Genomic DNA, 24543 nt, shown 5'->3' on the forward strand with positions numbered 1-24543 from the left:
CTCTTCTTCCGTGTCGACCATCAAGGCACCACCCCAGTCGCCCCACCCGGCGAGACCTGAGTCCACCGCCCCACACCCCGCCGCCGGCGGGGCCATCGGGCACGTCCGCACACGTCGGACTTCGTCAGAACCCGTCCGGCGATGACTGATCCAGCACTGTCGGTCGCTCAGGCACCCCACCCTCGGCCGACCCGGGACGGACGTCTCCCCACACCCGTCGCCGACCCCACGCCGCCGACCTCACCGACCTCACCCTGCGACGAGACCCGGCTCTGCTCCTACCAGCCCCGGCCGGCGCACTTCTCGGGATCCGAGCCGTCAGCGGCGGAACCCACCCTCGGTGTGGAGGACCTGCCCGACCATCCACTCCCCCTCGTCCGAGACCAACCACGCGATGAGGCGGGCCGGGTCATCAGGTCGGCCGAGTCGCCCGGTGGGGAAGCGGTCGACGACGGCGTGGGCCACGTCATCGAGGTAGCCGGTGTTCACCGGGCCGGGGTTGACCGTGTTGAGCAGGATCCCGGCTTCGACGAGCTCGTCGGCGACCGTGGCGGTGGCGCCCTCCAGCGCTGCCTTGGACACGGCGTAGGCAAGGTTGCCGTGCATGGGACCCAGCCCCTGGCCGGAGGTCATCCAGATCACTCGTCCTCCGCGCCGACCGTCGTGCTGCTCCGCGAAACCTCGGGTCAGCAGCAACGTCGCGCGCGTGTTGACCTCGAAGTGCCGGTCGAGGGCCGCAGAGGTCAGGTCGGCGAGCGAGACTGCGTCGCCGCCGTGGGCGTGGTTGCAGACGAGGACGTCGAGGTGCCCCCCAGCAGCGACGGCATCCGCGAGGACCGAGCCGGGGACCTCAGCGCTCCCCAGGTCTCCCGCGACCTCCGCGACGACCGCACCACTGCGCACCCGGCCACGCAGGGCGTCGAGGAGAGCGTCGACGTCGTCGGCGTCGCCGTACTCCTCGACGTCGTGCGGGCCATGGTGGTGGACCACCACCGACGCACCGGCGTCGACGAGCCGGCTGGCGACGGCGAAGCCGATGCCGCGACGGCGGCTCACCCCGGTCACCAGGGCCGTGCGGCCGGCAAGCGGCGACGTGGGGTCAGGAGCAGGATCCAGGTCGTTCACGACCCCATCGTGCCCCCCGGGCGCCACAGGAAGGGCAATGGCAAAGGCCCCGGGAGGAAACCCGGGGCCTTGCGATGTGCGATGTCGGTCGAGCGTGTCGACCGCCCTGTTCAGTCCTGGCTGAAGAACGCCAGGATGCGGAGCAGGTTCGTGTAGATCCAGACGAGGCTCACCGTCATGGCGAACGCCGCACGCCAGGACTCGCGCTCCGGGATGCCGTTGGCGACACCCTGCTCGACGAAGTCGAAGTCCATGATCAGCATGAAGACGCCCAGGACCAGGCCGGCGACCGCGGTCACCATGCCCAGGCCGCTGACGCCGAAGAGGCCGATCTGGGCACCGAAGGCGCTCAGGACGAGCTCCATCAGGCTCAGGCCGATCATGCCGAAGACGGCAGCCATCACGAACTTGCGGAACTTGTCGCCCACCTGGATGTTGAACACCTTGTAGGCGGTCAGCGTGCCGGCGAAGGCAGCGAACGTGCCGATGACCGCGCCGGAGACGACTCCGTCACCGAACTGTGCGTCGAACACCTTCGAGATCGCACCGAGCGCGACACCCTCGAGCGCACAGAACGCCAGCACCAGGGCCGGGCTCACGACACGCTTGAAGGAGTTGACCATCGACAGCGCGAAGGCGCCGAGCGAGCCGACGACCATCGCGAGGTAGAGGGAGCCGAGGTCAGCGGACGTGGTGGCCGGGGTGATCTCGGGCGTGAGGATCCACGTCGCGAGGGCCGTCACGATGACGACACCGAGCGAGATGGCGGTCTTCTGGACGACCGAGTCGATCGTCATGGGGCCCTGGGAGACGGGAGCCTGGGGCGGCATGCCCGTGCCGGGCTCGCCCGTGCCCCACTGGGCCGGGTCGTTGCCATAGCCCTGGTAGGTAGCACCGTTGCCGGCGTGCGTCTGGTTGCCATAGGCGTTCGCGCCACCGCGCTGGAACTCCTCCGAGCGGCGGAACACCGGGTTGTTGCTCTGCATTGGTCTCCTCCTTGGAGGCCTGGTCACCGTCTCCGTGACGGCTGGACCCTGTCAAGACCCCCAGTCTAGGGGCCTTCACCGTTCACAACGCCGCCCCGGGCCCGGACGTTCCCCACATGAGAGCTTTCTCAGCAACCCCACAGGCGCCGGGGACAGCCAAGTCAGCGGCGCCGGGCCAGTACGACGGTGTCGCGCACCGTCACCACGCCGTCAGCGTGCTGGTGCTCGCGGGTCGGGGCCGCCACGACGACGATCTCCCACTCGGCCTGGTCGAGGGCCGCGACGACCCGCTCGGGCGTGAACAGCAGGTCCGGACCGTGCGGGCGACGGGCGCCGGTGGCGAGGTCGTCGGGGTGGTGGCCGACGACGAGCAGGTGACCGCCGGGCGCGACCGCGGCCCCGAGCCGCTGGTGCACCTCGTCGAACAGGTCGGCCGGCGGGTGGAAGAACTGCACCGAGACCAGGTCCTGGTCACCCGGCAGCCCCTCCCCCGCGATGACGTCGACCTGCACCAGCTCGACGCTCTCCTTCACGCCGGCCTCGGCGGCATGCGCCCCGGCCTTCGCCAACGCCACCGGGGAGACGTCGGCGCCGGTGACGTGCCAGCCCTGCCGGGCCAGCCAGACGACGTCGGCCCCCTCGCCGCAGCCGACGTCCAGGGCGCGGCCGGGCGTCAGGTCGGCGACGTGCTCGACGAGACGAGGGTTGGGGTTGCCGCTCCAGACACGGTCGGACTCGGCATAGCGGGTGTCCCAGGTCGCCTGGCTGTAGAGGTCGGTGATGTCGGCCGGGGCCTCATCGGCCTCGTGGTCGTGGTCGTGGCTCATGGGGACCACTGTGCCGCTTCAGGTCGACCTGAAGGCAAGTCCAGGTGCCCCCGGTGGGGCTCGAACCCACACTGGGCCGCTTTTAAGGCGGCTTCCTCTGCCGATTGGGATACGGGGGCGAGGTGGTCGGCAACATCATCCGGTGCGTGGAGTCGCGTCCTCGCACCGCATGACGTCACGCTACAAGTAGGTCGTGCGCGCGTAGATCGCGTGCGCGCCGGCGGCGCGGTCGAGGAACAGCAGCCCGGCGCAGTGGTCGATCTCGTGCTGCAGAGCCCGTGCCTCGAACGCGTCGGTCGTCAGCGTGACGACCTCACCGGTGCCCGGCAGCGCGCCGCGGACGACGAGCCGCGACGCCCGCTTCACGTCGCCGGTGAAGTCGGGCACGCTCATGCAGCCCTCGCGGGCCTTCTCGTTGCGGCTCGACTCCAGGACCTCCGCGTTGCACAGCACGAAGGTGCCGTGGCCGGTCCTGGTCTTGGGGTGATCGGTCACGTCGACACAGAAGACCCGCGCGCTGACCCCGACCTGGGGCGCCGCGAGGCCCACGCAGCCCGGGCTGACCCGCATCGTGCCCACCAGGTCGGCGGCAAGCTGCACGGTCTCGGGCGACGTGGGGTCGACGTCGGCGCCGACGGTCGACAGCACCGGCTCCGGGGCTCGTACGACGGGCAGCACCCTCCCGGGCACGCCCAGCTCGTCCTCCGTCCAGGAGGACACACGTTCGTCGCTCACAGTTCGTCGGCCTCCGCCGGACGCAGCGTCGCGCCGACCCCGAGGTCGCTGGCCACGGAGCGGATCGCGACCTCGACCGCATCGAGGTCGGCGGCCGCCGGCAGGTCGATCTCGGCGACCAGGAGGTAGAGGTCGCCGGCCAGGCGCGTGGTGAGGTCGGTGATGTTGCCGCCGACGCGTGCCACCTCGCTGACGACCGAGGACACGATGCCCGCGCGGTCACCGCCGTGGACGGTGAGCACCCACGGGCTGCCGTTGCTCGGGGCGGGCTGCTCGACGGGGACCTCGCGCACGGTCACCGTGAGCGTGCCGTCCTCGGTCAGCGGCGCGAGCGCCGCCTCGATCTCCGAGGCCGCCGGGGCTCCGGCGCAGATCAGCATCATCGCGAAGTGACCCCGCAGGAGGGTCATCGTGGAGTCCTCCAGGTTGAGCCCGAGGTCGGCGAGGCGACCGGTGGTCTCGGCGATGATGCCGGGCCGGTCGTGGCCGAGGACGGTGATGGCGTGCAGCGAGGACGACGGGGTCACGGCGACATTCTGGCAGCGGCGCGCCCGAGCACGTCGTCCAGCATGGGTTCGGTGAGCCGTCCGGTGAACGTGTTCTGCTGGCTGGGGTGGTAGCACCCGAGCAGGAGCAGCTCCCCGTGCGGTGTCGTGATCATCGCCTCCGCGCCGTGGCCGAAGCGTGGCTTGGGGCGGGGCACGCCCCAGCCGGCTCCGCGGAACGCACCCAGGGCGGCGTCCCAGCCGATCGAGCCGAGCGCCACCACGGTCCGCAGCGAGGGCGCGACGAGCGCCAGCTCGCGGTCGAGCCAGGGGGCGCAGCGGGTGCGCTCGTCGGTGGTCGGCTTGTTCTGCGGTGGAGCGCAGCGCACGGTCGCGACGATGCGGGTGCCGACCAGGACCAGGTCGTCGTCGGCGTCGACGCTGGTGGGCTGGTTGGCGAGGCCGACCCGGTGCAGGCTCGCGAACAGCCAGTCGCCGGAGCGGTCGCCGGTGAAGACGCGGCCGGTCCGGTTGGCCCCGTGCGCCGCAGGAGCGAGACCGACGACCAGCACCTGCGGGGCATCGGCTCCGAAGCCGGCGATCGGGCGGCCCCAGTAGGGCTGCGCGGCGTAGGCCGCGCGCTTCCCTACCGCCACGTCCTCGCGCCACCGGACCAGGCGCGGGCAGGCCCGGCAGACGCTGATCCGCGCGTCGAGCTCGGGGAGGCTGGCGCTCCGCGCCAGGCGTCGTACGACGGACGGCGAGGTCGCCACGTCGGTGCCAGGAGGTGCCGGGTCGCCCGGCCAACCGGTGCCGGGCGGCACGGGCGAGGCGAAGGCTCCGCCCACGGACGGGTGCGGGAGGAGGGTCACCTGACCATCCTCCCGCCTGTCGCTCTGCGACTCTCAGGGAGCAGGGTTGATCGAGGTCTCCTTGCGCACCTTGTCGGCCGCGGTCGACGCGACGTCGCTGACCTTGTCCTTCACGACACCCGCGGCCACGGCGGCCTGCTCGGCGGCGACGTCCTGGGCGCGCTGGGCGGCGTCCTGGACCTTCGGGTTGCGCGCGACCTTCTGCGCCTGGACCTTGATCTGCTCGTAGCGCTCACGACCGGCGCGGGCGCCGAGGACGTAGCCGACGCCGGCGGCGGCGAGGAGGGACAGCTTGCTCATGGTGGTGCTCCTTCGGTGGGGGTCAGCCGGTCCGGTGCCCGATGGGCCGGCGCGACAAACCCGGGATGACGTCAGGGCGTGATCGACCAGGCGATCCCGTCGAGGATGTCGGACTCGGAGACCAGCACCGTGGCAACGCCGGCACGACGCAGGACCCGGGACAGGATCAGCGCCCCGGCCCCGATCACGTCGGCGCGGCCCGGGTCCATGAATCCCAACGCGACCCGCTCGGCCACCGACATCGCGACCAGCCGGTCGACGACCTCGTGGACGGCCGAGACGGCCAGCACCTGCTGGTCGATCGCCTCGCGTGCGTAGACCGGCAGGTCGAGCACCCCGGCCGCGACCGTGGTCACGGTTCCGGCGACCCCGACGACCGTGGCCGCGCCACCGATCTCGACCGGTGAGGCGTCGAGAGCTGCGTCGATGTCGGCGACACAGGCCGCCACCTGGGACGCCGTGGGCGGGTCGTCGTGGAGGTGACGCTCGTGGAGGCGCACCGAGCCGATGTCCATCGAGTGCGCCGCCGTGGGTTCGGTGGTGCCGAGGACCAGCTCGGTCGAGCCACCCCCGATGTCGACGACCAGGACCGGCTCGGCCGGCCGCGACGCGAGGTTGCGCACCGCGCCGGCGAACGCCAGCGCCGCCTCCTCCTCGCCGGCGAGCACCTCGGGCCGGACCCCGAGCCTGGCGAAGACCCCGTCGGAGAACTCCTGGGCGTTGGCGGAGTCGCGGGTCGCGGACGTGGCGCAGAAGCGGACCCGGGAGACGTGGTGGGCGGCCACCAGCTCGGCGTACTCCTCGATGGCGGCGAACGTCCGCGCCACCGCCTCGTCGGCCAGTCGACCCGTGCGGTCCACGTCCTGACCCAGGCGCACCATCCGGGACTCGCGCACGGCCACGTCGGGGAGGTCCCCGATGAGCAGCTTGATGGTGTTGGTGCCGCAGTCGATCGCAGCGATCACGGCCCGATCACCGGCTCGACCACTGGCCCGACCACTGGCTCGACCACTGGCCGAGCGGCGTCGACGCAAGGCCCGGCGGCCCACCACTGCCCGAGCAGCTCGAGGACCTCGTCGCCGAGCGGGTTGACGCCGGGACCGGCGGCGAGCGCGTGGCCGGCGAGGACATGGAGGCACTTGACCCGGTCGGGCATGCCACCGGCGGTGATGCCCTCGATCTCGGGGACGTCGTGGCCGGACCGACGCGCCAGCTCGCTGCGGAAGGCGAGGTAGGACTCGTGGGCACCCTGGTAGGCCGCCGCCAGCTCGGGGTCCTCGCCCAGACGCGCCTGCATCTCCTTCATCAGGCCCGAGCCCTCGAGGGTGCCGATCAGCGACGCGGCGCGCGGGCAGGTGAGGTAGAAGGTCGTCGGGAAGGGCGTGCCGTTGGGCAGGCGCGGCTCGGTCGTGACGACGTCGGGGTTGCCGCACGGGCAGCGGTGCCCCACGGCGTGGATGGCGCGCGGCGCTCGGCCCAGCTGGGCGCTGATCGCCGCCTCGTCGGTCGGGTCGATCACGGCTGCTGCGAGCCGTCGATCTCGGTCAGCGGCGGCGGCTCGGCCCTCGGCGGCCGACCGGCGAGCTCCACGGAGTCCCAGGCCTTGCCCCACCAGGCCTCGGGGACCTGGCCGGCGTCGACCTCGGCGGGGTCACGCAGCTCCGACTCGCTCTCGAGCGCGTTGCCGTCCTCGTCGAGCACGATGTAGGAGGTCTCGTCGGGCATCACGTAGCTCAGCCGCTCGCGCGCCTGCGACTGCACGTAGGCCGGGTCGTTCCAGCGGCGCTTCTCACGCTCGAGGTCGTCGATGCTGGCGGAGCGCTGCGCGATCTCCTCGAGGTAGGCGTTGTTCTCGGCGCGCTGCTCGAGGAAGGCCCGCATGGAGGAGGCGTAGGAGACCGCGAGCACCGCGACCACGAGCACCAGGATCGCGGCGCGACCGGTCAGCCGGGGTCGAGGCTGGTCGGCGCCCGGCGAGGCGCCGCCGCCCGGCCGGGCCGTGACCGCAGGCTGGCGCCCGGTGCGGACGGTGGACGTCGCCCGTCCGGGTCCCGTGCGACCCCGCGGGCGGGACCCGCGGGGCGGCGTACGTCGGGAGTCGGCCATGTCAGCTCGCTCCCGATCAGCCCTGATAGCGCGGGAACGCGGAGGCGCCGGCGTAGCGCGCGGCATCGCCGAGGTCGTCCTCGATGCGCAGGAGCTGGTTGTACTTGGCGACGCGGTCGGACCGGGCCGGGGCGCCGGTCTTGATCTGGCCGCAGTTGGTGGCGACCGCGAGGTCGGCGATCGTGGTGTCCTCGGTCTCGCCGGAGCGGTGGCTCATCATGCAGCGGTAACCGTTGCGGTGGGCCAGCTCGACGGAGTCGAGGGTCTCGGTCAGCGAGCCGATCTGGTTGACCTTGACCAGCAGCGAGTTGGCCTGGCCGCCACTGATGCCGCGCTGGAGGCGCTCGACGTTGGTGACGAACAGGTCGTCGCCGACGATCTGGGTCTTCGCGCCGAGCCGGTCGGTGATGGCCTTCCAGCCGTCCCAGTCGTCCTCGTCGAGGGGGTCCTCGATGGAGACGATCGGGTAGGAGGCGACCAGGTCGGCGTAGTAGGCCGTCATCTCCTCAGCGGTCTTGGAGCCGCCCTCGAAGGAGTAGGAACCATCCTTGAAGAACTCGGAGGCCGCGACGTCCATCGCGAACGCGATGTCCTTGCCGAGCGTGAGGCCGGCGGCCGAGACGGCCTCGGCGATCAGGTCGAGCGCGGCGCGGTTGCTCTCGAGGTTGGGCGCGAAGCCGCCCTCGTCGCCCAGGCCGGTCGAGAGGCCCTTCTTCTTCAGCACCGACTTGAGCGCGTGGTAGACCTCCGCGCCCTGGCGCAGCGCCTCGCGGAACGTCGGGGCGCCGATCGGCGCGATCATGAACTCCTGGACGTCGACGTTGGAGTCGGCGTGCGAGCCACCGTTGAGGATGTTCATCATCGGGACCGGCAGCAGGTGGGCGTTGGGGCCACCGACGTAGCGGTAGAGCGGCAGGCCGGCGGAGTCGGCGGCAGCACGGGCCACGGCCAGGGAGGCGCCGAGGATCGCGTTGGCGCCCAGGTTGGCCTTGTTGGGCGTGCCGTCGAGGTCGAGCATCGTCTGGTCGACGAGGCGCTGGTCGTCGGCGGCGAGGCCCTCGAGCGCGGGACCGATCTGCTGGATGACGGCGTCGACGGCCTTCAGCACGCCCTTGCCGGCGTAGCGGTCACCGCCGTCGCGCAGCTCCACGGCCTCGAAGGCTCCCGTGGAGGCACCGCTGGGCACCATGGCCCGGGCGAAGGAGCCGTCATCGAGCAGCACCTCGACCTCGACAGTGGGGTTGCCGCGCGAGTCGAGGATCTCGCGGGCGCCTACGGCTTCGATCGATGCCACGTGCTGCTCCTGGTGTCGTGTCGCGTTGTTTCGCCGGGGACGGTTGCGCGACCAGCGTAGACCGGTCGCCGGCCCGTCTCGCGCAGCACGCTCCGCCGACAGCCAGACAGCCAGACAGGCGGCCCAGCACCGGGCTAGCGCTCCAGCAGACGTCGTACGGCGTCGCGCAGGGCCTGCTCGGGGTCGCGGTCGGCCGCGCGGGCCTCGGCTACCAGCCCCAGCAACCGGTCGCCGAGGTCGGCGTCGTCCGTGGCGGGCGGCAGCACGACGGGAGCGCCGTCGCGGGCCAGCCGGTCGAGGACCTTGTCGGCGTGGAGCAGCGCGGGCAGGGTCGGCGGGAGGCCGTCGGTGACGTGGTCACGAGCCTTCTCCTCGGCCTTGATCTCCTGCCAGGCCTCGTTGACCGCGGCCGCGTCCAGCGCCGGCGCCCCCTCGGCGGCACCGAAGACGTGGGGGTTGCGACGCAGCATCTTCTCGGTGACCCCGCGCGCCACGTCGTCGAGGGTGAACGCGCCGGACTCCTCGGCGATCACCGCGTGGAAGTAGACCTGCAGCAGCAGGTCGCCCAGCTCCTCACGCAGGTGGTCGGGGTCACCGGTGTCGATGGCCTCGATCGTCTCGTGGGTCTCCTCGAGCAGGTAGCGCGCGAGCGATCGATGAGTCTGCTCGGCCTTCCACGGGCACTCGGCGCGGAGCCGCCGCATCACCTCACCGAAGTCGAGGAGCGGCTCGCTCACGGCTCAGCCGCAGCGCTGGGAGTCGGGCAGGGACGCGGCGTAGGCGGGGTCCGGCTCCTCAGCCATCCCCTGCAGGGCGGTCTCGCCGACCGCCAGGGACACCGACTGGTCGTCGGTGTTGATCGCGGCGCCGTCGACGCTGATGCCGTATTCCGGGTTGAGCTCCGCACCGTTGTCGTCGAGCCAGGTGGTGAAGGCCGCGAGGCCACGCTCGCCGGCCTCGGTGGGGCCGGGCTCGGTGACGCCCTCGTCGAGCAGGATCTGCTCGCCGACGGAGAGCTGGACGGCGGCGACGTACGTCGCGGCGCCCTCGACCTGGACGACGGCCTCCTGCTCGGACTCGCTGAAGTCACCGATCTGCTTCTCGATCTCGGTGACGGCGCGCTGGTAGTCGTCGGCCGGCTCCACGCCGTAGTCGTCGGCCAGCTGCTCGGCCGCGGAGACCAGCGCGAGCTGTCCGGCGATGCCGGAGCGGAAGACGCTGAGCGGGACGACCTGCGACTGCTCCGCCAGGATGTCGTCGATCGCGGAGCAGTAGGTGCTCACCAGGGTGTCGACCTCGTCGGTGCTGACCGTGCGATCGCCCACCTCGGCGGCGATGCCGGGCCGGAAGCCGGTTCCGGCCACGCCACAGCCGGTCAGGCCCAGGGCCAGCGCCGCGACGGAGACCCCGGCGACGGATCGGGCCAGGGTGCGACGACGTCGAGTGGTGCTCACGCGGATCTCCTCAGGGCTGTGCTCGGGGTGGCACGGACGGTGCTGGTCTGGACTCGACCGGGTCGATGACGTTGTCGATCACACCGCGCGCCCATTCAAGCAGGGCGATGCCGGCCAGGGGCGTCCCGGTCCGGCCGGGGGTGCCGGGACGCGGCACGAGGATGGTGTCGGTCGGCGCCTTGACGATCGACTTGGGGTAGAGCCGCTGGAGCCGCAGCGTGCGCGACTCCGGCAGGCTGACCGGCGCGAAGCGGACGTTCTTGCCCTGGATCGTCGCCTCCCCGATGCCGGCCGACCGGGCGCGGGCCCGGAAGCGGGCCACGAGGAACAGCGCGGAGACCTCCTGCGGAGGCTCGCCGTAGCGGTCGATCATCTCCTCGCGGAGCACGTCGACGTCGTCGTCGGAGCGCACCTCGGCGAGCCGCTTGTACATCTCGAGACGCAGCCGCTCGCTGGGCACGTAGTCGTGCGGCAGGTGGGCGTCGACGGGGAGCTCGATGCGCACCTCACGCATGCCGTCGGTGTCGGGGTCCTCGCCCTTGAACTCACTGACGGCCTCGCCGACGAGTCGCACGTAGAGGTCGAAGCCGACGTCGGCGATGTGACCGGACTGCTCGCCGCCGAGCAGGTTGCCCGCCCCACGGATCTCGAGGTCCTTCATCGCGATCGCCATGCCGCCGCCGAGGTCGGAGTGCTGGGCCAGGGTCGCCAGTCGCTCGTGGGCGGTCTCGGTGAGCGGCTTCTCCTGGGGGTAGAGGAAGTAGGCGTAGGCCCGCTCGCGGGAGCGTCCCACGCGGCCGCGCAGCTGGTGGAGCTGGCTGAGGCCGAGGGTGTCGGAGCGCTCGATGATCATCGTGTTGGCGTTGGACACGTCGAGGCCCGACTCGACGATGGTCGTGCAGACCAGCACGTCGAAGCGCTTCTCCCAGAAGTCCAGCATCACCTGCTCGAGCTGGTTCTCGCCCATCTGCCCGTGGGCGGTGGCGACGCGCGCCTCGGGCACCAGCTCCTTGATCTTGGCCGCGGCCTTCTCGATCGAGTTGACCCGGTTGTGGATGTAGAAGACCTGGCCTTCGCGCAGCAGCTCACGCCTCACCGCGGCGATGATCTGCCGGTCCTCGTAGGCGCCGACGTAGGTGAGGACCGGGTGCCGCTCCTCCGGCGGGGTGGTGATCGTCGACATCTCGCGGATGCCGGTGATCGCCATCTCGAGCGTGCGCGGGATCGGCGTCGCGCTCATGGAGAGCACGTCGACGCTGGTGCGCATCCGCTTCATCTGCTCCTTGTGCTCGACACCGAAGCGCTGCTCCTCGTCGACGATGATCAACCCGAGGTCCTTCATCTTGATGTCGGGGTTGAGCAGGCGGTGCGTGCCCACGACGATGTCGACGGTGCCCTCGGCCAGGGCGGCGACGACCTCCTTGGCCTCCTTGTCGGTCTGGAAGCGGCTCAGGCCCGCGATGTTGACCGGGAAGCCGCTCATCCGCTCGCTGAAGGTGCTCAGGTGCTGGGTCACCAACAGCGTCGTCGGGACCAGCACGGCGACCTGCTTCCCGTCCTGGACGGCCTTGAACGCCGCCCGCACCGCGATCTCGGTCTTGCCGTAGCCGACGTCGCCGCACACCAGACGGTCCATGGGCACCGTCTGGCGCATGTCGGACTTGACCTCGTCGACGGTGGTGAGCTGGTCGGCGGTCTCGGTGAAGGGGAAGGCGTCCTCGAGCTCGCGCTGCCACGGGGTGTCCGGCCCGAAGGCGTGGCCCTTGGTCGCCTGCCGCGCGGCATAGAGCTTGATCAGCTCGGCCGCGATCTCACGGACCGCCTTGCGGGCGCGGCCCTTGCGCTTGGCCCAGTCGGCACCGCCGAGCCGGTCGAGGCTCGGCTGCTCGCCGCCGACGTAGCGGGTGACCTGGTCGAGCGCGTCGGCGGGGACGTAGAGCCGGTCGGCCGGGCCGCCGCGCTTGCTGGCGCCGTAGTCGAGGACGAGGTACTCGCGGACCGCGCCGCCCACCGTGCGCTGCTTCATCTCCACGAAACGACCCACGCCGTGCTGCTCGTGGACGACGAAGTCGCCGGCCTTGAGCTCGAGCGGGTCGATCTGCTTCTTGCGGCGCGCGGGCATCTTGCGCATGTCACGGGTGCTGGAGCGCTGACCGCTGATGTCCTCGCCGGTGAGCAGGACCAGGCGGTTGGTGTCGTCGACGAAGCCGTGCTGGACCGCCCCGCAGGTGACCGTGACGACGTCGTCGGCGAGGGTGTCGAGGTCGTCGACGAGGCGGGCCGGGACGTCGCGCTCCCCCAGCGCCTCCACCATCCGCTGCGCCGGGCCGTGCCCCTGGTGGAGCACAACGACGCGGTAGGCCTCCTGGCGCCAGAGGTCGATGTCGGCCAGTGCGCGCTCGACGTCGCCGCGGTAGGCGTCGACCGGGCTCGCGGCGAGCGAGCGGGTGGGCACGCCGGCGTCCTGGGCGCTGCCCTCGGGCATGCCGGCGGTGTCGTCGAGGCCGTCGAGGCCGAAGGGGCTCATCGTCCACCAGGGCAGGTCGCGCGCCAGGCTGTGCTCGCGCACGTCCGCGATCGAGACGTACGACGCCGCGCCCAGGTCGATCGGGGCCGTGCCTCCGCCAGCGGCGGCCGCCCAGCTCGCGCCGAGGAACTCCTCGCTCGTGGCGACCAGGTCGTGGGCGCGGCTGCGGGCGCGCTCGGGGTCGAGCACCAGGACGTGGGTGGCGGCCGGCATCAGGTCGACCAGCAGCTCCATGTCGTCGACCAGGACCGGCGCCAGCGACTCCATCCCCTCGACGGCGATGCCCGCGGCGATCTTGTCGGTGAGCTCGAGGAGCTGGGGGTGGGCCGCGCCGAGCTCGGCCGCGCGACGGCGTACGTCGTCGGTGAGCAGCAGCTCGCGGCACGGGGGCGCCCAGAGGCGGTCGGCCTTGTCGAGGGTGCGCTGGTCGGCGACGGAGAAGGAGCGGATCTCCTCGACCTCGTCGCCCCAGAACTCCACGCGCAGCGGGTGCTCCTCGGTCGGCGGGAACACGTCGACGATGCCACCGCGCACGGCGAACTCGCCGCGCTTCTCCACGAGGTCGACACGGGTGTAGGCGGCATCGGCCAAACGCCGTACGACGTCGTCGAGCGCCAGCTCGTCACCGCGGGTCAGCTCGACCGGCTCGAGGTCGGCCAGACCCTTGACCTGCGGCTGGAGGATCGACCGCACAGGCGCCACGACCACCTGGAGCGGGCCGTTGGAGGCGTCGGTGCCGGGGTGGGCCAGCCGACGCAGGATCGCCAGCCGCTTGCCGACGGTGTCGCTGCGGGGGCTCAGCCGCTCGTGCGGCAGCGTCTCCCAGCTGGGGTAGTAGCCCACGCCGTCGGGGTCGACCAGGTCGCCCAGCGCAGCCACCAGGTCCTCGGCCTCGCGCGACGTGGCGGTCACCGCGAGCACGCTGCGCCCGGCGCGGACCAGGCCGGCGACGACGAAGGGACGGAGCGCCTCCGGACCGGTCAGGTCGAGCGCGCGGACGCGGCCGTCACCGGCGTCCTCCAGGACGGCGGCGAGGGTGGGATCTGCGATGACAGCGTCGGCGAGGCCGGCGAGCGACACGGGTGCTCCTGAACGGTCGGACAACACAGCAGCCCCCGGTCAGGCGTGACAGGGGGTGGACGACTCCCAGGGTACGCCGGGGGTGGCGGTCGACATCACGGTGGCGGCGGGCCGGCGTCGGCCTCGGCCTGCGAGCGCAGGATGCAGAACTCGTTGCCCTCGGGGTCGGCTAGGACCACCCACGCCGTGCCGGGACCGTAGGCGCCACGATGGTCCTCCACGACCCTCGCGCCGTGGGCGAGCAGCCGCTCGAGCTCCTCGTCGCGGGTGCCCTCGCGGGGGCGCAGGTCGAGGTGGATCCGGTTCTTGCCGGCCTTGGTGTCCGGGACCTCGATGAACAGCAGCGAGTGCTGCGTCTCCGGGTCCTGGATCATGCACTCCTCGTGCCCGGGCAGGTTGGGGTCGCCGTCCAGGTCGACGTAGCCGAGCACCGGCTTCCACCACTCGGAGAGGGCATGGGCGTCCGCGCAGTCGATCGTCGTGTGCGAGATGAAGGAGGTCATGGGTCCACCCTGCTCACCCGGAGCCGCGCAGGGCAACGGGTTTGCCCTCGTGGTCGGCCCTGCGGGTCAGCAGGCTCAGCCGAAGCGGCCGTTGACGTAGTCGGACGTGCGCGGGTCCTGCGGGTTCTGGAACATCGCCGCCGTGTCGCCGTGCTCGACGATCACGCCGGGCGTGCCCTGGGAGGCGAGGAAGAACGCGCACTCGCTGGAGACCCGGGCGGCCTGCTGCATGTTGTGGGTGACGATCACGATCGTCACCTCCTTGGCCAGGTCGACCATGGTCTCCTCGATGACCCGCGTCGAGGTCGGGTCGAGCGCGGAGCAGGGCTCGTCCATGAGCAGCACCCGCGGCTTGATCGCCAGGGACCGCGCGATGCAGAGGCGCTGCTGCTGGCCGCCGGAGAGGCTGCCTCCAGGGGCGTCGAGACGGTCCTTCACCTCGTTCCACAGCCCGCCCTTGACCAGGCAGGTCTCGACCAGCTCTTCCTTGGCCGACCGCGAGGCCTTGGTGCCGGTGAGCCTGAGGCCCGCCAGCACGTTCTCCTTGATCGACATCGCGGGGAACGGGTTGGGCTTCTGGAAGACCATCCCGATCGCGCGTCGGGCGTCGATGAGCCGCTTGGACGGGTCGTAGATGTCCTCGCCGTCCAGCCGGACCTCACCGGCGAGCTGGGCCGAGGGCACCAGCTCGTGCATGCGGTTGAGGATCCGCAGGAACGTCGACTTGCCGCAGCCCGACGGGCCGATGAGCGCCGTGATCGCCCCCGGCTTCATCGTCAGCGAGACCCGGTCGAGCACCATCCGGTCACCGAACCACGCGGTGATCTCGTGCGCCTCGATGGTCGCCAGCGAGGGCGCCGGAGCCTCCGCGGGGACGGTCGGCAGGAGCGTGGTCTGGTCGGTCGCGTTCATCGTGGTGGCTCTCGTGTGATGTGGGAGGACCGGGCGGCCGCCGTACGACGGCCGCCCGGTCGTGGAACGACTTCGTCGTCCCTCGGGGAGTGCTCGCAGGGATCGTGCTCCCGCGACGTGGTGCAGGTGCTACTTGGTCTGCTTGATCGTGAACGCCTTGGACGAACCAGCGGCGACGCCGTTGCCGGCCCACACGACCTTGAGCCTGTTGACGCCGTTGGTCAGCTTGGGCAGGGTGATGACGGCCTTGCCGGCCGTCAGCGCCTTGCTCGCGAGGACCTTGGAGCCCTTGAGCACCTTGACGGTGCCGGTGGCCTTCGAGGAGACGCCGGCCAGGGTGACCGTGATCGTGCCCTTGGCCCTCTTGCCCGCCTTGATGGTCGCCGCGAAGCTCTCGGCGATCGTCGAGGAGGTCTTGACCGAGCCGGTGCCCTCGTCCTCGGAGGCGTCGAAGAACGAGCCCTCCTGCGGCGTGAAGACCGCGCGGTAGGTGTGGGCGCCGGGAGCCACGCCGGTGAGCGTGGCGACGGCCTGGCCCGACGTCAGCGGCACGTTCGACGCGACGGGGGTCTCACCCTCGAAGAAGGAGACGGTGCCGGCGGGCGAGGTGCTGCCGGTCACCGTGGCGACGAGGCGGGCCGAGCGGGCCGAGGTGCTGGTGACCGCGAGGTTGGTCGAGGTCACGACGCGCTGGTTGAGCGTGAAGTTGCTGCTCGCGCTCTGCGTCGGGGCGCCACACACGCCACCGAAGTCAGAGGTCGCCAGCTGCTTGAAGCCGGCGGCCTCGACGAGCGGTCGGGCGTCGGTGGAGCAGAAGAAGCCGTCCTTGCCGAAGACGCTCAGCACGCCGGCGTTGCCGACGTCCGTGCCGCGCACGACGTTGTAGAGGGCACGGTTCGCGCGGAAGCCGGTCTCGAGGCGCAGCGTGGTGCCCAGCAGGCCGGCGCGACCCTCGGAGAACGGCGCGACGGCGTTGGGGTTGCTCTTGACCGTGGTGTCGTCGTGCTCCTGGACCTCGACCACGGAGGCGGCCAGCGCCACGTCGACGCCGCCGTTCATGGACTTGAGCTGGGCGACGAAGAAGGAGCGCGTGCCCGACCCGGCCTGCGGAATCTTGGGCGCGATGACACCGGCGGTGCCGCCGATGGCGCTCCAGTTGGTGACGCTGCCGTTGTAGATGCCCACGATCTGGGCGTTGGTCAGCGCGGTGGGGGCGTTGGAGGGCACCGAGTTGGAGACCGCCATGACCAGGGTGTCCAGGGCGAAGGGAAAGGCCTGGAGGCCTGCGGCCGACTCGGCGGAGCTGTTGGCCGAGGAGGAGCGGGCGAAGTCGATGTCGGTGTTGTTGCCGGCGCCGTACAGCGTCGACTTGCCCGCACCCGAGCCGTTGGGACGGTTGACCGCGGCGGTGGGCAGCGGGATCGTGCCGCCACCGGTGGCAGCGTAGGTCGCGATCTTGAAGGAGGGGGCGGGGCTGCCGGTGTTCCAGCCGTCGGCGAGGAGCTTCAGGGCGCGCTGGCTGGTGTCGGAGCCGACACCGATCAGGTCGGCGACGACGGGGGTGAAGGTGGTGTCGTCGGGGTCGACGGCAGCCGAGGCAGAGCCAGCGGTCAGGGCGACGGCCGAGGCAGTGAGCGCGGCGGTGACCGAGGCGGCGAGCAGCTTGCGTGCGTACATCTGTCTTTCTCTCTTCTCCGTGAGTGGCCGCGGGATGCGGCCGGTGGTGGAACCGTCAGATCACGTTGGGCAGCAGCCGCATCACCACATCCGTCGTCGTCCACGACAGGGCGATCGCGACAGGACTCGCGATCACCCACACCAGGACCGACGACCATCGTTGGCGGGCGGCGATGACCCCGAGCGTCAGCGCCAACAGGAGGGCGAGGTCCAGTGCCAGGAGTGGCACGGCCCCGCTGTCAGAGGCGAGTGGCTTCTCCGAGTCCGGGACGGCGGCAGGTCTGCCGCTCGGAGCCGGGAAGCCCTCGGTGGCGTCGGCGTCGACGTAGAGGACGGAGTCGGGAGCCAGGCTCGCGAAGCGTCCACCCCCGCCCTCGGCCGTCACCAGGGTGAGGCGGGCGCTGCCCTCGACGAGGGGCTGGGGCAGCGGGTCGCCCGGCCGGCGGAGGCCGAGGACCGTGAAGGTCTTGGCTCCCTGCGCCATGACGACCTCGATCTCGTCGCCGGCCCGCAGCTCGCCGAGGGCGCCGAAGGGACCGCCGTACGTCGTCGCGCGGCCCATCACGACCGCCGTGCCGACCTGGCCGGGCAGGACCGTGTTGCGCAGGTGACCCGGTCCCGCGAGCGTGTCGCCGGACGCGGTGCCCTCGACGACCACCTCGTCGATCCCCAGGCGGGCGATCGTCAGGGTCGCGACCGGGTCGCCCACGGGCACGACCGGGCCGATCGGCGCGGTAGCGCTCGCGACCTGGGTGCGGAACTCGCCGTAGAGCAGGGACTGGTCGCGGTCGTGGGACAGGCCGCCCAGGACGAGCAGCTGGGCGGCGACCCAGAGGCAGACGATCGAGAGCATCGTGAGGGCCGTGGAGAAGGCGATCGCGGTCTCGTCACCCGGGCGCGGTGCGCGGACGGGCCGCTGGGCCCTGGGCTCGCGGGGCACCTTGGGCTGCTTGGGCTGCTTCGGGGCAGGCTCGGCCCGGCGGTTGCGCACCCGCGTGCGCTCGGAGAGCACGGCGGTCACGCTCGACCACCCGCACCCGCACCCGTGCGCGGGACCCGCGGCGGCTGCACGAAGAAGCGCAGCACGCTGGCGGCGGCGATGCCGAGCAGCCCGATGACCAGCAGGCCGGGCAGCAGCTTGCCGGCGACCGTGGAGCCCAGGGGCGCCGTGGCCGGCATCTCGATCGGCGCAGCCACGGGGGCGGCGCTGGGAGCTGCCGGGGCCGAGGGCTCGCCCGCGGGGCCAGGAGCGGCGGGCGGCGGGGCGACGGCGCCACCGGTCGACCCGCCAGGCGTGCCACCACCGCCGTTGCCGTTGTCAGGAGCAGGCTCGTCGGTCGGCTCCGGCTCGGGCAGCGGCGTCTGCTTCTCGACCGCGGCCGCGACCTCCAGGGCGGAGGCGTGGAGCTTCTGGGTCACCCCGCTGTCCCGGATCGGGAGGAAGCCGCCCGGCAGCTCCCCGTTGCCCGTGCCGGCGCGCTGTCCCTCGCTCGTCGAGACGCGGATGAACTGGGCGACCTTGTCTGCGTCGGCCTGATCGAGGTTGCGCAGCCGGGCAGCGGTGTAGACCACCATCGTGCCGGGGTAGGCGCGTCCTGACTTCTTGACGTCGGCCTGGTCGAGCACGAAGGCACCGAACTTCTTCGCCTGCGTCGCCAGGCCGATCGCGGCACCGATGGAGGCGTCGGTCGGCTCGACGTAGCGGTCCTTCGTGGTCTCGAGACCGGCCGAGCGCAGGCCGTAGCGCTCGACGTCACCCAGGCTGACGATGCCGAGCATGAAGCGCGAGCCGTAGGACTGCCGGTCGATGCGACCGAGCTTGTAGGTCTTGGTCGACTGGTCGAACTCGCAGCGGCTCTGCACGTTGGGCCACGCGTCGAGGAGCGACTCCGCGATCTTGCGCAGGCTCGTCACGGGGGCGGCCAGCTGCGTGAAGTAGACCGCCGGATTCTCCTGGCGACAGGTGTTCTCGGTCTTCGGGATGTAGGAGTCGAGCAACGGCCACTCGGCGGTGGGCACGCTGATGTTCTTGTAGGCCGGGTTGACCTTCATGCCCCACGGGTCGGTCTTGCCGCCGATGAAGTCCATCGCCGCCTTGTCGTGGGCGATGTAGTCAGTCACCTGCGAGATCACGTCGGAGGAGCTCGACAGCGAGAGCAGCGACGCCCCGACCTCCTGCGAGATCTGGCTGAGCCCGGGGTTGAGCTCGATGAACTCGGGGTCGTTCATGATCGCCAGTGGGTTCTCGCCGATCCCGGGGTGCTCACGGCCGAGGTCGGAGCCCAGGTAGGACTGGGTCATCAGCTTGGCGATGAGGCGGGCGTTGAGCCTGAGCGAGGAGAACTCGCCGGCGTTCTCGGGGCGGTCGATCACGTAGCCGACCGAGAAGCCGGTGACGGCCGTCGGGGCGTAGCCGACCGGGTCGGACCCCCGACGCTCGTGCTCGCCGGAGACGACCGCGGCGACTCCCCCGCCGGTCTCCATGAGGGTGAACCCTGCGTCGTCGGAGGTCTGGTTGAGCTGGAACTTGAAGCGCTGCTTGTCCAGGCAGTAGGCCGGGGACCACTGGAGGGCCGCCTGGGCCAGCAGCTCCGAGCCGTAGAACCCGGTGGGCGCGCGGGGGTCGAGCACGTCGCACGTGTCGGGCGGCAGCCCGAAGGTGATCGGGATGGCGAAGCGGTTCTTCCAGTTGGAGGCCGACCACCACAGGGCCGGCGAGACCGCCTGGTCGACGCCCTCGTTGCCGAAGTTGCTCGAGCCGGGCAGGAAACGACCGCCCTTGCGGCACGCGGTGTCGGCCGAGGTCGGGGGCGACGCCGGCTGGTCGCAGCTGAGCCCGTTGATCGGGACCACCACGATCGAGCAGGCCACCTTGTCGTTGCAGCCGAGCGACTCGTTCTCGACGTCGCTGCGCACCTCGAACTGCACCGAGCCGCTCCCGTCGGTGTCGGTGAACGCGGCGATCTCGTGAGGCGGGAACGCTGCGCCGACGGCCGCTTCAGGCGGCATGTTCAACGCGTCGCAGGCGGCGAACGTCTCGCCCTTGCGGGTGACGAACGGGGTCAGGCGGGTGAAGAACGGCGCGATGTCGGCCGTCGGGCACTGCTCCGCGCTGGGCAGCGGGAGCAGGCCGGAGACCCGCTCCTTGTCGGCCTGCTCGGCGTCCAGGTCGTGGGTCCAGGTCGCCTCGGTGTCCGAGCGGGTGATCTGGGAGCGCTGCGCGACCGACGTGGTCCAGCAGGTCTCCGGGCGCAGCTGCTTGGCCAGCGGCAGCGAGGGGTCGTCGACACCACGGCACTGCATGATCACGACCGGGTACTCCTGCTGGAGTCCGTTCTCCCCGTAGGGGTTGCTGGCCCGACCGCCGCTGGGCTGGGCCCCGCTCCACTCGATCCTGATCCGCTGACGTCCGCGCAGGTTGCGGGTCTGGTCGGCCCTGACCGTGACGGTGTTGGTGGGGAACGAGTAGGTCGTCCCGTCGGGGTTGGTGAAGACGCGGGTCAGCGCCTTGGTCGCCTTGAAGCCCGAGGCGGCCTTCGCGAGGGCCGGGCTCGGCGGCGTCCCCGCGCCGGCACCCGCGGGCACCCAGGCAATGAGTCCCGCGAGGAGCAACGACAGGGCGGCGACCGCCAGGGGGCGCCGGCTACGGCGCAGCGTGCTCGAGGGGGACATCAGCGCACCGTCCCCGGCTTGCGACGACGAGGCAGGGACGCGGCGTAGAAACCGGGCATGACCACGAGGCCGACGGCCAGCAGCGCGGCGAGCCAGCCGAACGTGCGGGTGTCCAGGGCACGGTCGGCGGCGAGCTCGGTCGGGTTGGCGTAGATCGCGTCACCCGTGGCGGCGCCGGTCGAGGTGCCACCCACGACCGCGCCCGTGGCCGGGTCCACCACCGGGGGCGGCGCGGACCCGCCCGGTGCCCCGGAGCCGGCGCCCGCGGCGCCGGAACCCGCGCCACCCCCGGCCGGGGAAGCACCACCCGCACCGGTCTCACCGCCGTCTGGCGTCGTTCCGCCGCCGGAGCCGTCGGTGGACGGCTCGTTGTTGCCGGTCTCCGTGCCGCACGGTCCCTCGCCCTGCTTGTCGCAGGCGGCCGGAGCCGGGGCGATCGCGGCGAGCTGGTTCTTGTTGAGGTTCTTGCCGTCGAAGGTCGGGTTGTTGCACGAGCGGACGTCGCGGTCGGTGAGGTCGACGGCACTGTCGGCCTGCTGGAGGAGGGCGATCTGCTCGAAGCCGGCCTGCACCAGGTTGAGCGGCAGGGGCGAGTAGCCGTAGGGCCCGGCCTTGGTCTGGCCGGCGCAGAGCGAGTAGTAGAGGAAGTCCGCGATCGTCTGGCGCTTGGCCGTCGTCATGCGCGGGTCGTCGGCCCCGGTCGGGATGACCATGTAGGAGTAGGACGAGATCGGGTAGGCACGGGCGTCGGTGTTGCGGTAGACACCGTCGAGGATCTGGGTGAGGTAGAGCGCGGATCCCTTGTCCTGGTTGATCTTCGCCTTGGTGAGGGCGACCGCGACGTTGTACTGGGTGGGCTCGACGAAGTAGCCGGACTTGTTGAGCACCTTGACGACCGGGTAGTCCTTGTTGACCGGGTAGGAGTACTCGACATAGCCGATCGTGCCGTTGCCGGCGAAGCCCGAGATCGTGTTCATGACCTGGTCGGAGCCGGCCTGGCCGATGGCGCGGCTGCCCGACTCCTTCGGGTAGTAGGACGTGAGCCCGGAGCCGCCGAAGAACGGGCGCCAGATGCTCGGGAACTCCGAGTCGAGCCAGGTGGTGAACTGCGCCGTCGTGCCCGAGCCGTCGGACCGGACGACCGGGGTGATCGGCAGCGACGGGAAGGTCCGGCCGTTGTTGTCGGCCGTGATCGCCGCGTCGTTCCAGTTGGTGATCTGGTTGGTGAAGATCTTGGCGATCGTCTCGCCGGACAGGCGCAGGTTGCGGACCAGGTCGTTGCCGATCTTGAGCTGGTAGGTGAACGCCGTGCCCCCGGCCACGATCGGCAGGTAGGCGAACTCACGGCCGTTGCTGGTGTCGGCCTGGCCGGTCTCGTCGGTGCCCTGGTAGGGGATCTCGGAGATCGCGAAGTCGGTGCTGTTCTGGGAGAAGTCCTTGCGACCCTTGGACGAGCCGCCGCCGGTGTAGACGACCTTCATGCCGTTGGCGTCGACGTCGGCGATCCACTGCTGGACGATCAGCTCCGACCAGGTCGAGCCAGTGCCCTCGATCTGGGCGTAGACCGTTGCGCTGGCCGTCCCGGGTTGGGTCAGGAGGGTGGCGAACGCCAGCGTCAGGGCGATGGCGGAGCGGACGGCTGGGCGGAGCAGAGCACGGCGGTTCACCGGGAGACTCGATTCGGACGGGCCAGGAGGCGGGCGATGACGAAGAGGACGAGGACGAGGCCGAGCAGCACGAAGGCCGCACCGAAGGCGCGGGCGATGGCCTGCGGCTCCCCGCTGCGGACGTTGGCGTAGATGAAGAGCGGCAGGGAGTTCATGACCCCGTCGGTGGGGCCGGCGACCGTGAAGGCCGCCGCACCGGAGGTGAGCAGCACCGGGCTGGTCTCGCCGACGCCGCGGGCGACGCCGAGGATGACCGCGGTCGCCAGGCCCGGCCGGGCCGTGGGCAGTACGACGTGCCACACGGTTCGCCACCGGCTCGCGCCGAGTGCCAGGCTGGCCTCGCGGAGCCCTCCCGGCACGACACGCAGGACCACGTCCGCCGCCCGAGCGATGATCGGCAGCATCATCACGGCGATCGCGAGCGCGGCGGCCAGGCCCGAGCGCGGGAAGCCGAGCGCCACGATCAGCACGCTGTAGATGAACAGGCCGGCGACGATCGACGGCAGTGCGGTCATCGCCTCGACGACCGTGCGCACGATCCGCGCGAAGGCGCCTCCGACCTCGGTCATGAAGACCGCGGTGCCGATGCCCAGCGGGAGCGTGATGACCAGCGCGATCCCGAGCTCGATGCCCGAGCCGATGATGGCGTGGAGGATGCCGCCCTTCTCGAACCCGTCCTTGGGCCCGACCCCGCTCATGTCGGAGGTGAAGAAGTTGAGGTGGGTGACGGGCTCCCAGCCCCGGACGCCGACGAAGATCACGGTGCTGACCACCGCGGCGCCGACGATCAGGGCGGCCGTCGAGACGACCGACCTGGCCACGCGGTCCTTGACCTCGATCATCCCGCCGGACATGGCCGCGGTGACGGCCGTGACCAGGGTGCCGAAGGCGAACCAGCCGATCAGCAGCCACGGCAGCCCGTCCAGGGGCAGCAGCTTCTGGGTCACCAGCCAGGCAAGGGCCAGGCCGGCCACCCAGGACCCGATGTGCGCGAACCGCTCGTCGGGGCTCGGCTTCCCCAAGGACGCGCGCGGCAGCGGCGGCGGCGCGTCCTCGTCGTACCGGGGCAGGGTGGTCGGCTGCTCGGGGGTCTGGTCCTCGGGGACCCGGTCCCGGAGAGCCTGGTCCTGGGGGCCGCGTTCCTGGGTCGCGGTCATCAGGCGTCCGTCCCGGCGCCCGAGCGGCTGCGGTTGACGACGACCGAGGCGACGGTGTTGACGAGCAGGGTGATGACGAAGAGCACGAAGCCGGCGGCGAGCAGGGCGGAGAGCTGCGACGAGCTGGCCTCGCCGAAGCGGCCGGCGATGAGTGAGCTGACCGTGGTCGTGCCGACCTCGAGGATGCGGGGCTTGATCTCGAAGGCGGGGCTGACGATCAGGACGACCGCGATGGTCTCGCCGAGCGCGCGACCCAGCCCGAGCATGGTGCCGCCGATGATGCCGCCGCGACCGAACGGCAGGACGACGGACGTGACCATGCCCCAGCGGGTGGCGCCGAGCGCCAACGCGGCCTCCTTCTCGCCGTCGGGGGTCTGGGAGAAGACCTGGCGCATGACCGCGCAGGCCATCGGCATCACCATCATCGCCACAGCGATCCCGGCGCAGAAGGCGCTGGCGACGTAGCGCGTGGTGTCCCAGACGGCGGCGTTCGGATCGGTGTTGGCGACGTCGAAGATCGGGATCCAACCGAGGTAGCGCTGGAGCCACAGGGCCAGCTCCGCGGCGTACGGCATGATCAGGAAGAAGCCCCAGAGACCGTAGACGATCGACGGCACGGCGGCCATCAGGTCGATCAGGGCCACCAGCGACGAGCGGAACCGAGCCGGTGCGTACTCGCTGATGTAGAGCGCCATGAGGATCGACAGCGGCACGGCGAACGCCATCGCGACCATCGCGACCGAGAACGTGCCGACGAGGACGGCGGCGATGCCGATGACGTCCTGGTCGGGCTGCCACTGGCTCTCGGTGAAGAAGCTCCAGCCGTAGCGCTCCAGCGTCGGGTAGGCCTGCCAGGCCAGGAACACACCGACACCACCGGTGATCAGCAGGACGCTGGCACCCACGGCGCGAGCGCCGTTCTCGAACACGGCGTCGCCGCCGGTGGCCTTGCGGGAGATCTTGCGAGGCCGAACGTTCGCCACGGGTTCTGGCGCAGGAATCGTTGTCAACAGAAGGCTTTCCGGGTTTTCCGAGAACCGCTCAAACGCCGAAAGTCTCAGGAGATCAGCGGAACGGTCGTGCCTCTTCAGATGAACGAAACGCGAAGAAGATCCCCGCTTTCGCCGAACAGACCGGGGGATGACGAACGACGTAGTTCCAACG

At 71.2% G+C, this 24543-nt stretch carries 22 protein-coding genes and 1 tRNA gene; all 23 read right to left on the bottom strand.

The window, feature by feature from the left end:
• Positions 1-318: 318 nt before the first annotated feature.
• The 23 genes from BM204_RS09930 to pstC all read right to left on the bottom strand — a co-directional run bounded on the left by BM204_RS09930 (position 319) and on the right by pstC (position 24362).
• Positions 319-1125: an SDR family oxidoreductase gene (locus tag BM204_RS09930; protein ID WP_091112681.1), complete on the bottom strand. Its 807-nt coding sequence runs from the start codon at positions 1123-1125 to the stop codon at positions 319-321.
• Between the two features lie 110 nt (positions 1126-1235).
• Entirely contained in the window at positions 1236-2111 is an 876-nt protein-coding gene (locus tag BM204_RS09935) for a Bax inhibitor-1/YccA family protein (protein WP_091112684.1), read from the bottom strand.
• A gap of 161 nt (positions 2112-2272) precedes the next feature.
• Positions 2273-2938: a class I SAM-dependent methyltransferase gene (locus BM204_RS09940; protein ID WP_091112686.1), complete on the bottom strand. Its 666-nt coding sequence runs from the start codon at positions 2936-2938 to the stop codon at positions 2273-2275.
• Positions 2939-2983: 45 nt separating this feature from the next.
• Positions 2984-3057: transfer RNA gene (locus BM204_RS09945), tRNA-Leu, on the bottom strand.
• Between the two features lie 61 nt (positions 3058-3118).
• Complete coding sequence (locus tag BM204_RS09950) at positions 3119-3673, bottom strand: peptide deformylase (protein ID WP_091112689.1); 555 nt, start codon at positions 3671-3673, stop codon at positions 3119-3121.
• Positions 3670-4200 carry a glycine cleavage system transcriptional repressor gene (locus tag BM204_RS09955; RefSeq protein ID WP_218031174.1) on the bottom strand — a complete coding sequence of 177 codons (531 nt, stop codon included), beginning with the start codon at positions 4198-4200 and terminating at the stop codon, positions 3670-3672. The genes BM204_RS09950 and BM204_RS09955 overlap by 4 nt, the downstream gene beginning before the upstream one ends.
• Positions 4197-5030 (bottom strand): uracil-DNA glycosylase, encoded by an 834-nt coding sequence (locus BM204_RS09960; RefSeq protein WP_091112690.1) that lies wholly within the window; start codon positions 5028-5030, stop codon positions 4197-4199. The genes BM204_RS09955 and BM204_RS09960 overlap by 4 nt, the downstream gene beginning before the upstream one ends.
• A 33-nt stretch (positions 5031-5063) precedes the next feature.
• Positions 5064-5330, bottom strand: a complete 267-nt coding sequence (locus BM204_RS09965) for a hypothetical protein (protein WP_091112693.1) — start codon at positions 5328-5330, stop codon at positions 5064-5066.
• A gap of 71 nt (positions 5331-5401) precedes the next feature.
• Positions 5402-6295 carry a Ppx/GppA phosphatase family protein gene (locus tag BM204_RS09970; RefSeq protein WP_246166159.1) on the bottom strand — a complete coding sequence of 298 codons (894 nt, stop codon included), beginning with the start codon at positions 6293-6295 and terminating at the stop codon, positions 5402-5404.
• A complete protein-coding gene (locus tag BM204_RS09975; RefSeq protein WP_091112694.1) occupies positions 6292-6849 on the bottom strand; it encodes a DUF501 domain-containing protein in 558 nt (185 codons plus the stop codon). Before BM204_RS09975 ends, BM204_RS09970 begins: the two co-directional genes overlap by 4 nt.
• Complete coding sequence (locus tag BM204_RS09980; RefSeq protein WP_091112697.1) at positions 6846-7436, bottom strand: FtsB family cell division protein; 591 nt, start codon at positions 7434-7436, stop codon at positions 6846-6848. The genes BM204_RS09975 and BM204_RS09980 overlap by 4 nt, the downstream gene beginning before the upstream one ends.
• A 16-nt stretch (positions 7437-7452) precedes the next feature.
• Entirely contained in the window at positions 7453-8730 is a 1278-nt protein-coding gene (gene eno / locus BM204_RS09985) for a phosphopyruvate hydratase (RefSeq protein ID WP_091112698.1), read from the bottom strand.
• Between the two features lie 134 nt (positions 8731-8864).
• A complete protein-coding gene (locus tag BM204_RS09990; protein ID WP_246166157.1) occupies positions 8865-9467 on the bottom strand; it encodes a nucleoside triphosphate pyrophosphohydrolase in 603 nt (200 codons plus the stop codon).
• 3 nt (positions 9468-9470) lie between these two features.
• A complete protein-coding gene (locus tag BM204_RS09995) occupies positions 9471-10184 on the bottom strand; it encodes a hypothetical protein (RefSeq protein WP_091112701.1) in 714 nt (237 codons plus the stop codon).
• A gap of 10 nt (positions 10185-10194) precedes the next feature.
• The gene (mfd, locus tag BM204_RS10000) at positions 10195-13791 is read right to left on the bottom strand and encodes a transcription-repair coupling factor (protein WP_091112703.1); all 3597 of its coding nucleotides are present in this window, start codon (positions 13789-13791) and stop codon (positions 10195-10197) included.
• Between the two features lie 95 nt (positions 13792-13886).
• The gene (locus BM204_RS10005; protein ID WP_091112705.1) at positions 13887-14294 is read right to left on the bottom strand and encodes a VOC family protein; all 408 of its coding nucleotides are present in this window, start codon (positions 14292-14294) and stop codon (positions 13887-13889) included.
• A gap of 75 nt (positions 14295-14369) precedes the next feature.
• Entirely contained in the window at positions 14370-15095 is a 726-nt protein-coding gene (locus BM204_RS10010; RefSeq protein ID WP_246166169.1) for a phosphate ABC transporter ATP-binding protein, read from the bottom strand.
• A gap of 240 nt (positions 15096-15335) precedes the next feature.
• Positions 15336-16883, bottom strand: a complete 1548-nt coding sequence (locus BM204_RS10015) for an Ig-like domain repeat protein (protein WP_091112709.1) — start codon at positions 16881-16883, stop codon at positions 15336-15338.
• Positions 16884-16938: 55 nt separating this feature from the next.
• A complete protein-coding gene (locus BM204_RS10020) occupies positions 16939-17904 on the bottom strand; it encodes a sortase domain-containing protein (RefSeq protein ID WP_091112712.1) in 966 nt (321 codons plus the stop codon).
• The gene (locus tag BM204_RS10025; RefSeq protein ID WP_091112714.1) at positions 17901-20555 is read right to left on the bottom strand and encodes a hypothetical protein; all 2655 of its coding nucleotides are present in this window, start codon (positions 20553-20555) and stop codon (positions 17901-17903) included. Before BM204_RS10025 ends, BM204_RS10020 begins: the two co-directional genes overlap by 4 nt.
• The gene (locus tag BM204_RS10030; protein ID WP_246166155.1) at positions 20555-22222 is read right to left on the bottom strand and encodes a phosphate ABC transporter substrate-binding protein PstS; all 1668 of its coding nucleotides are present in this window, start codon (positions 22220-22222) and stop codon (positions 20555-20557) included. The genes BM204_RS10025 and BM204_RS10030 overlap by 1 nt, the downstream gene beginning before the upstream one ends.
• Positions 22219-23379: a phosphate ABC transporter permease PstA gene (gene pstA, locus BM204_RS10035; protein ID WP_091112717.1), complete on the bottom strand. Its 1161-nt coding sequence runs from the start codon at positions 23377-23379 to the stop codon at positions 22219-22221. The genes BM204_RS10030 and pstA overlap by 4 nt, the downstream gene beginning before the upstream one ends.
• Positions 23379-24362: a phosphate ABC transporter permease subunit PstC gene (gene pstC / locus BM204_RS10040; RefSeq protein WP_246166154.1), complete on the bottom strand. Its 984-nt coding sequence runs from the start codon at positions 24360-24362 to the stop codon at positions 23379-23381. Before pstC ends, pstA begins: the two co-directional genes overlap by 1 nt.
• Positions 24363-24543 lie beyond the last annotated feature (181 nt).

The sequence above is a fragment of the Nocardioides psychrotolerans genome (assembly GCF_900113685.1).
GTDB lineage: Bacteria > Actinomycetota > Actinomycetes > Propionibacteriales > Nocardioidaceae > Nocardioides > Nocardioides psychrotolerans.

Coding starts and splice junctions, on each gene's coding strand:
- BM204_RS09935 (WP_091112684.1), bottom strand. CDS start 2,111: ATGCAGAGCAACAACCCGGTGTTCCGCCGCTCGGAGGAGTTCCAGCGC.
- BM204_RS09940 (WP_091112686.1), bottom strand. CDS start 2,938: ATGAGCCACGACCACGACCACGAGGCCGATGAGGCCCCGGCCGACATC.
- BM204_RS09965 (WP_091112693.1), bottom strand. CDS start 5,330: ATGAGCAAGCTGTCCCTCCTCGCCGCCGCCGGCGTCGGCTACGTCCTC.
- BM204_RS09980 (WP_091112697.1), bottom strand. CDS start 7,436: ATGGCCGACTCCCGACGTACGCCGCCCCGCGGGTCCCGCCCGCGGGGT.
- BM204_RS10005 (WP_091112705.1), bottom strand. CDS start 14,294: ATGACCTCCTTCATCTCGCACACGACGATCGACTGCGCGGACGCCCAT.
- BM204_RS10010 (WP_246166169.1), bottom strand. CDS start 15,095: ATGGTGCTCGACCGGGTCTCGCTGACGATGAAGCCGGGGGCGATCACG.
- BM204_RS10015 (WP_091112709.1), bottom strand. CDS start 16,883: ATGTACGCACGCAAGCTGCTCGCCGCCTCGGTCACCGCCGCGCTCACT.
- BM204_RS10025 (WP_091112714.1), bottom strand. CDS start 20,555: ATGTCCCCCTCGAGCACGCTGCGCCGTAGCCGGCGCCCCCTGGCGGTC.
- pstA (WP_091112717.1), bottom strand. CDS start 23,379: ATGACCGCGACCCAGGAACGCGGCCCCCAGGACCAGGCTCTCCGGGAC.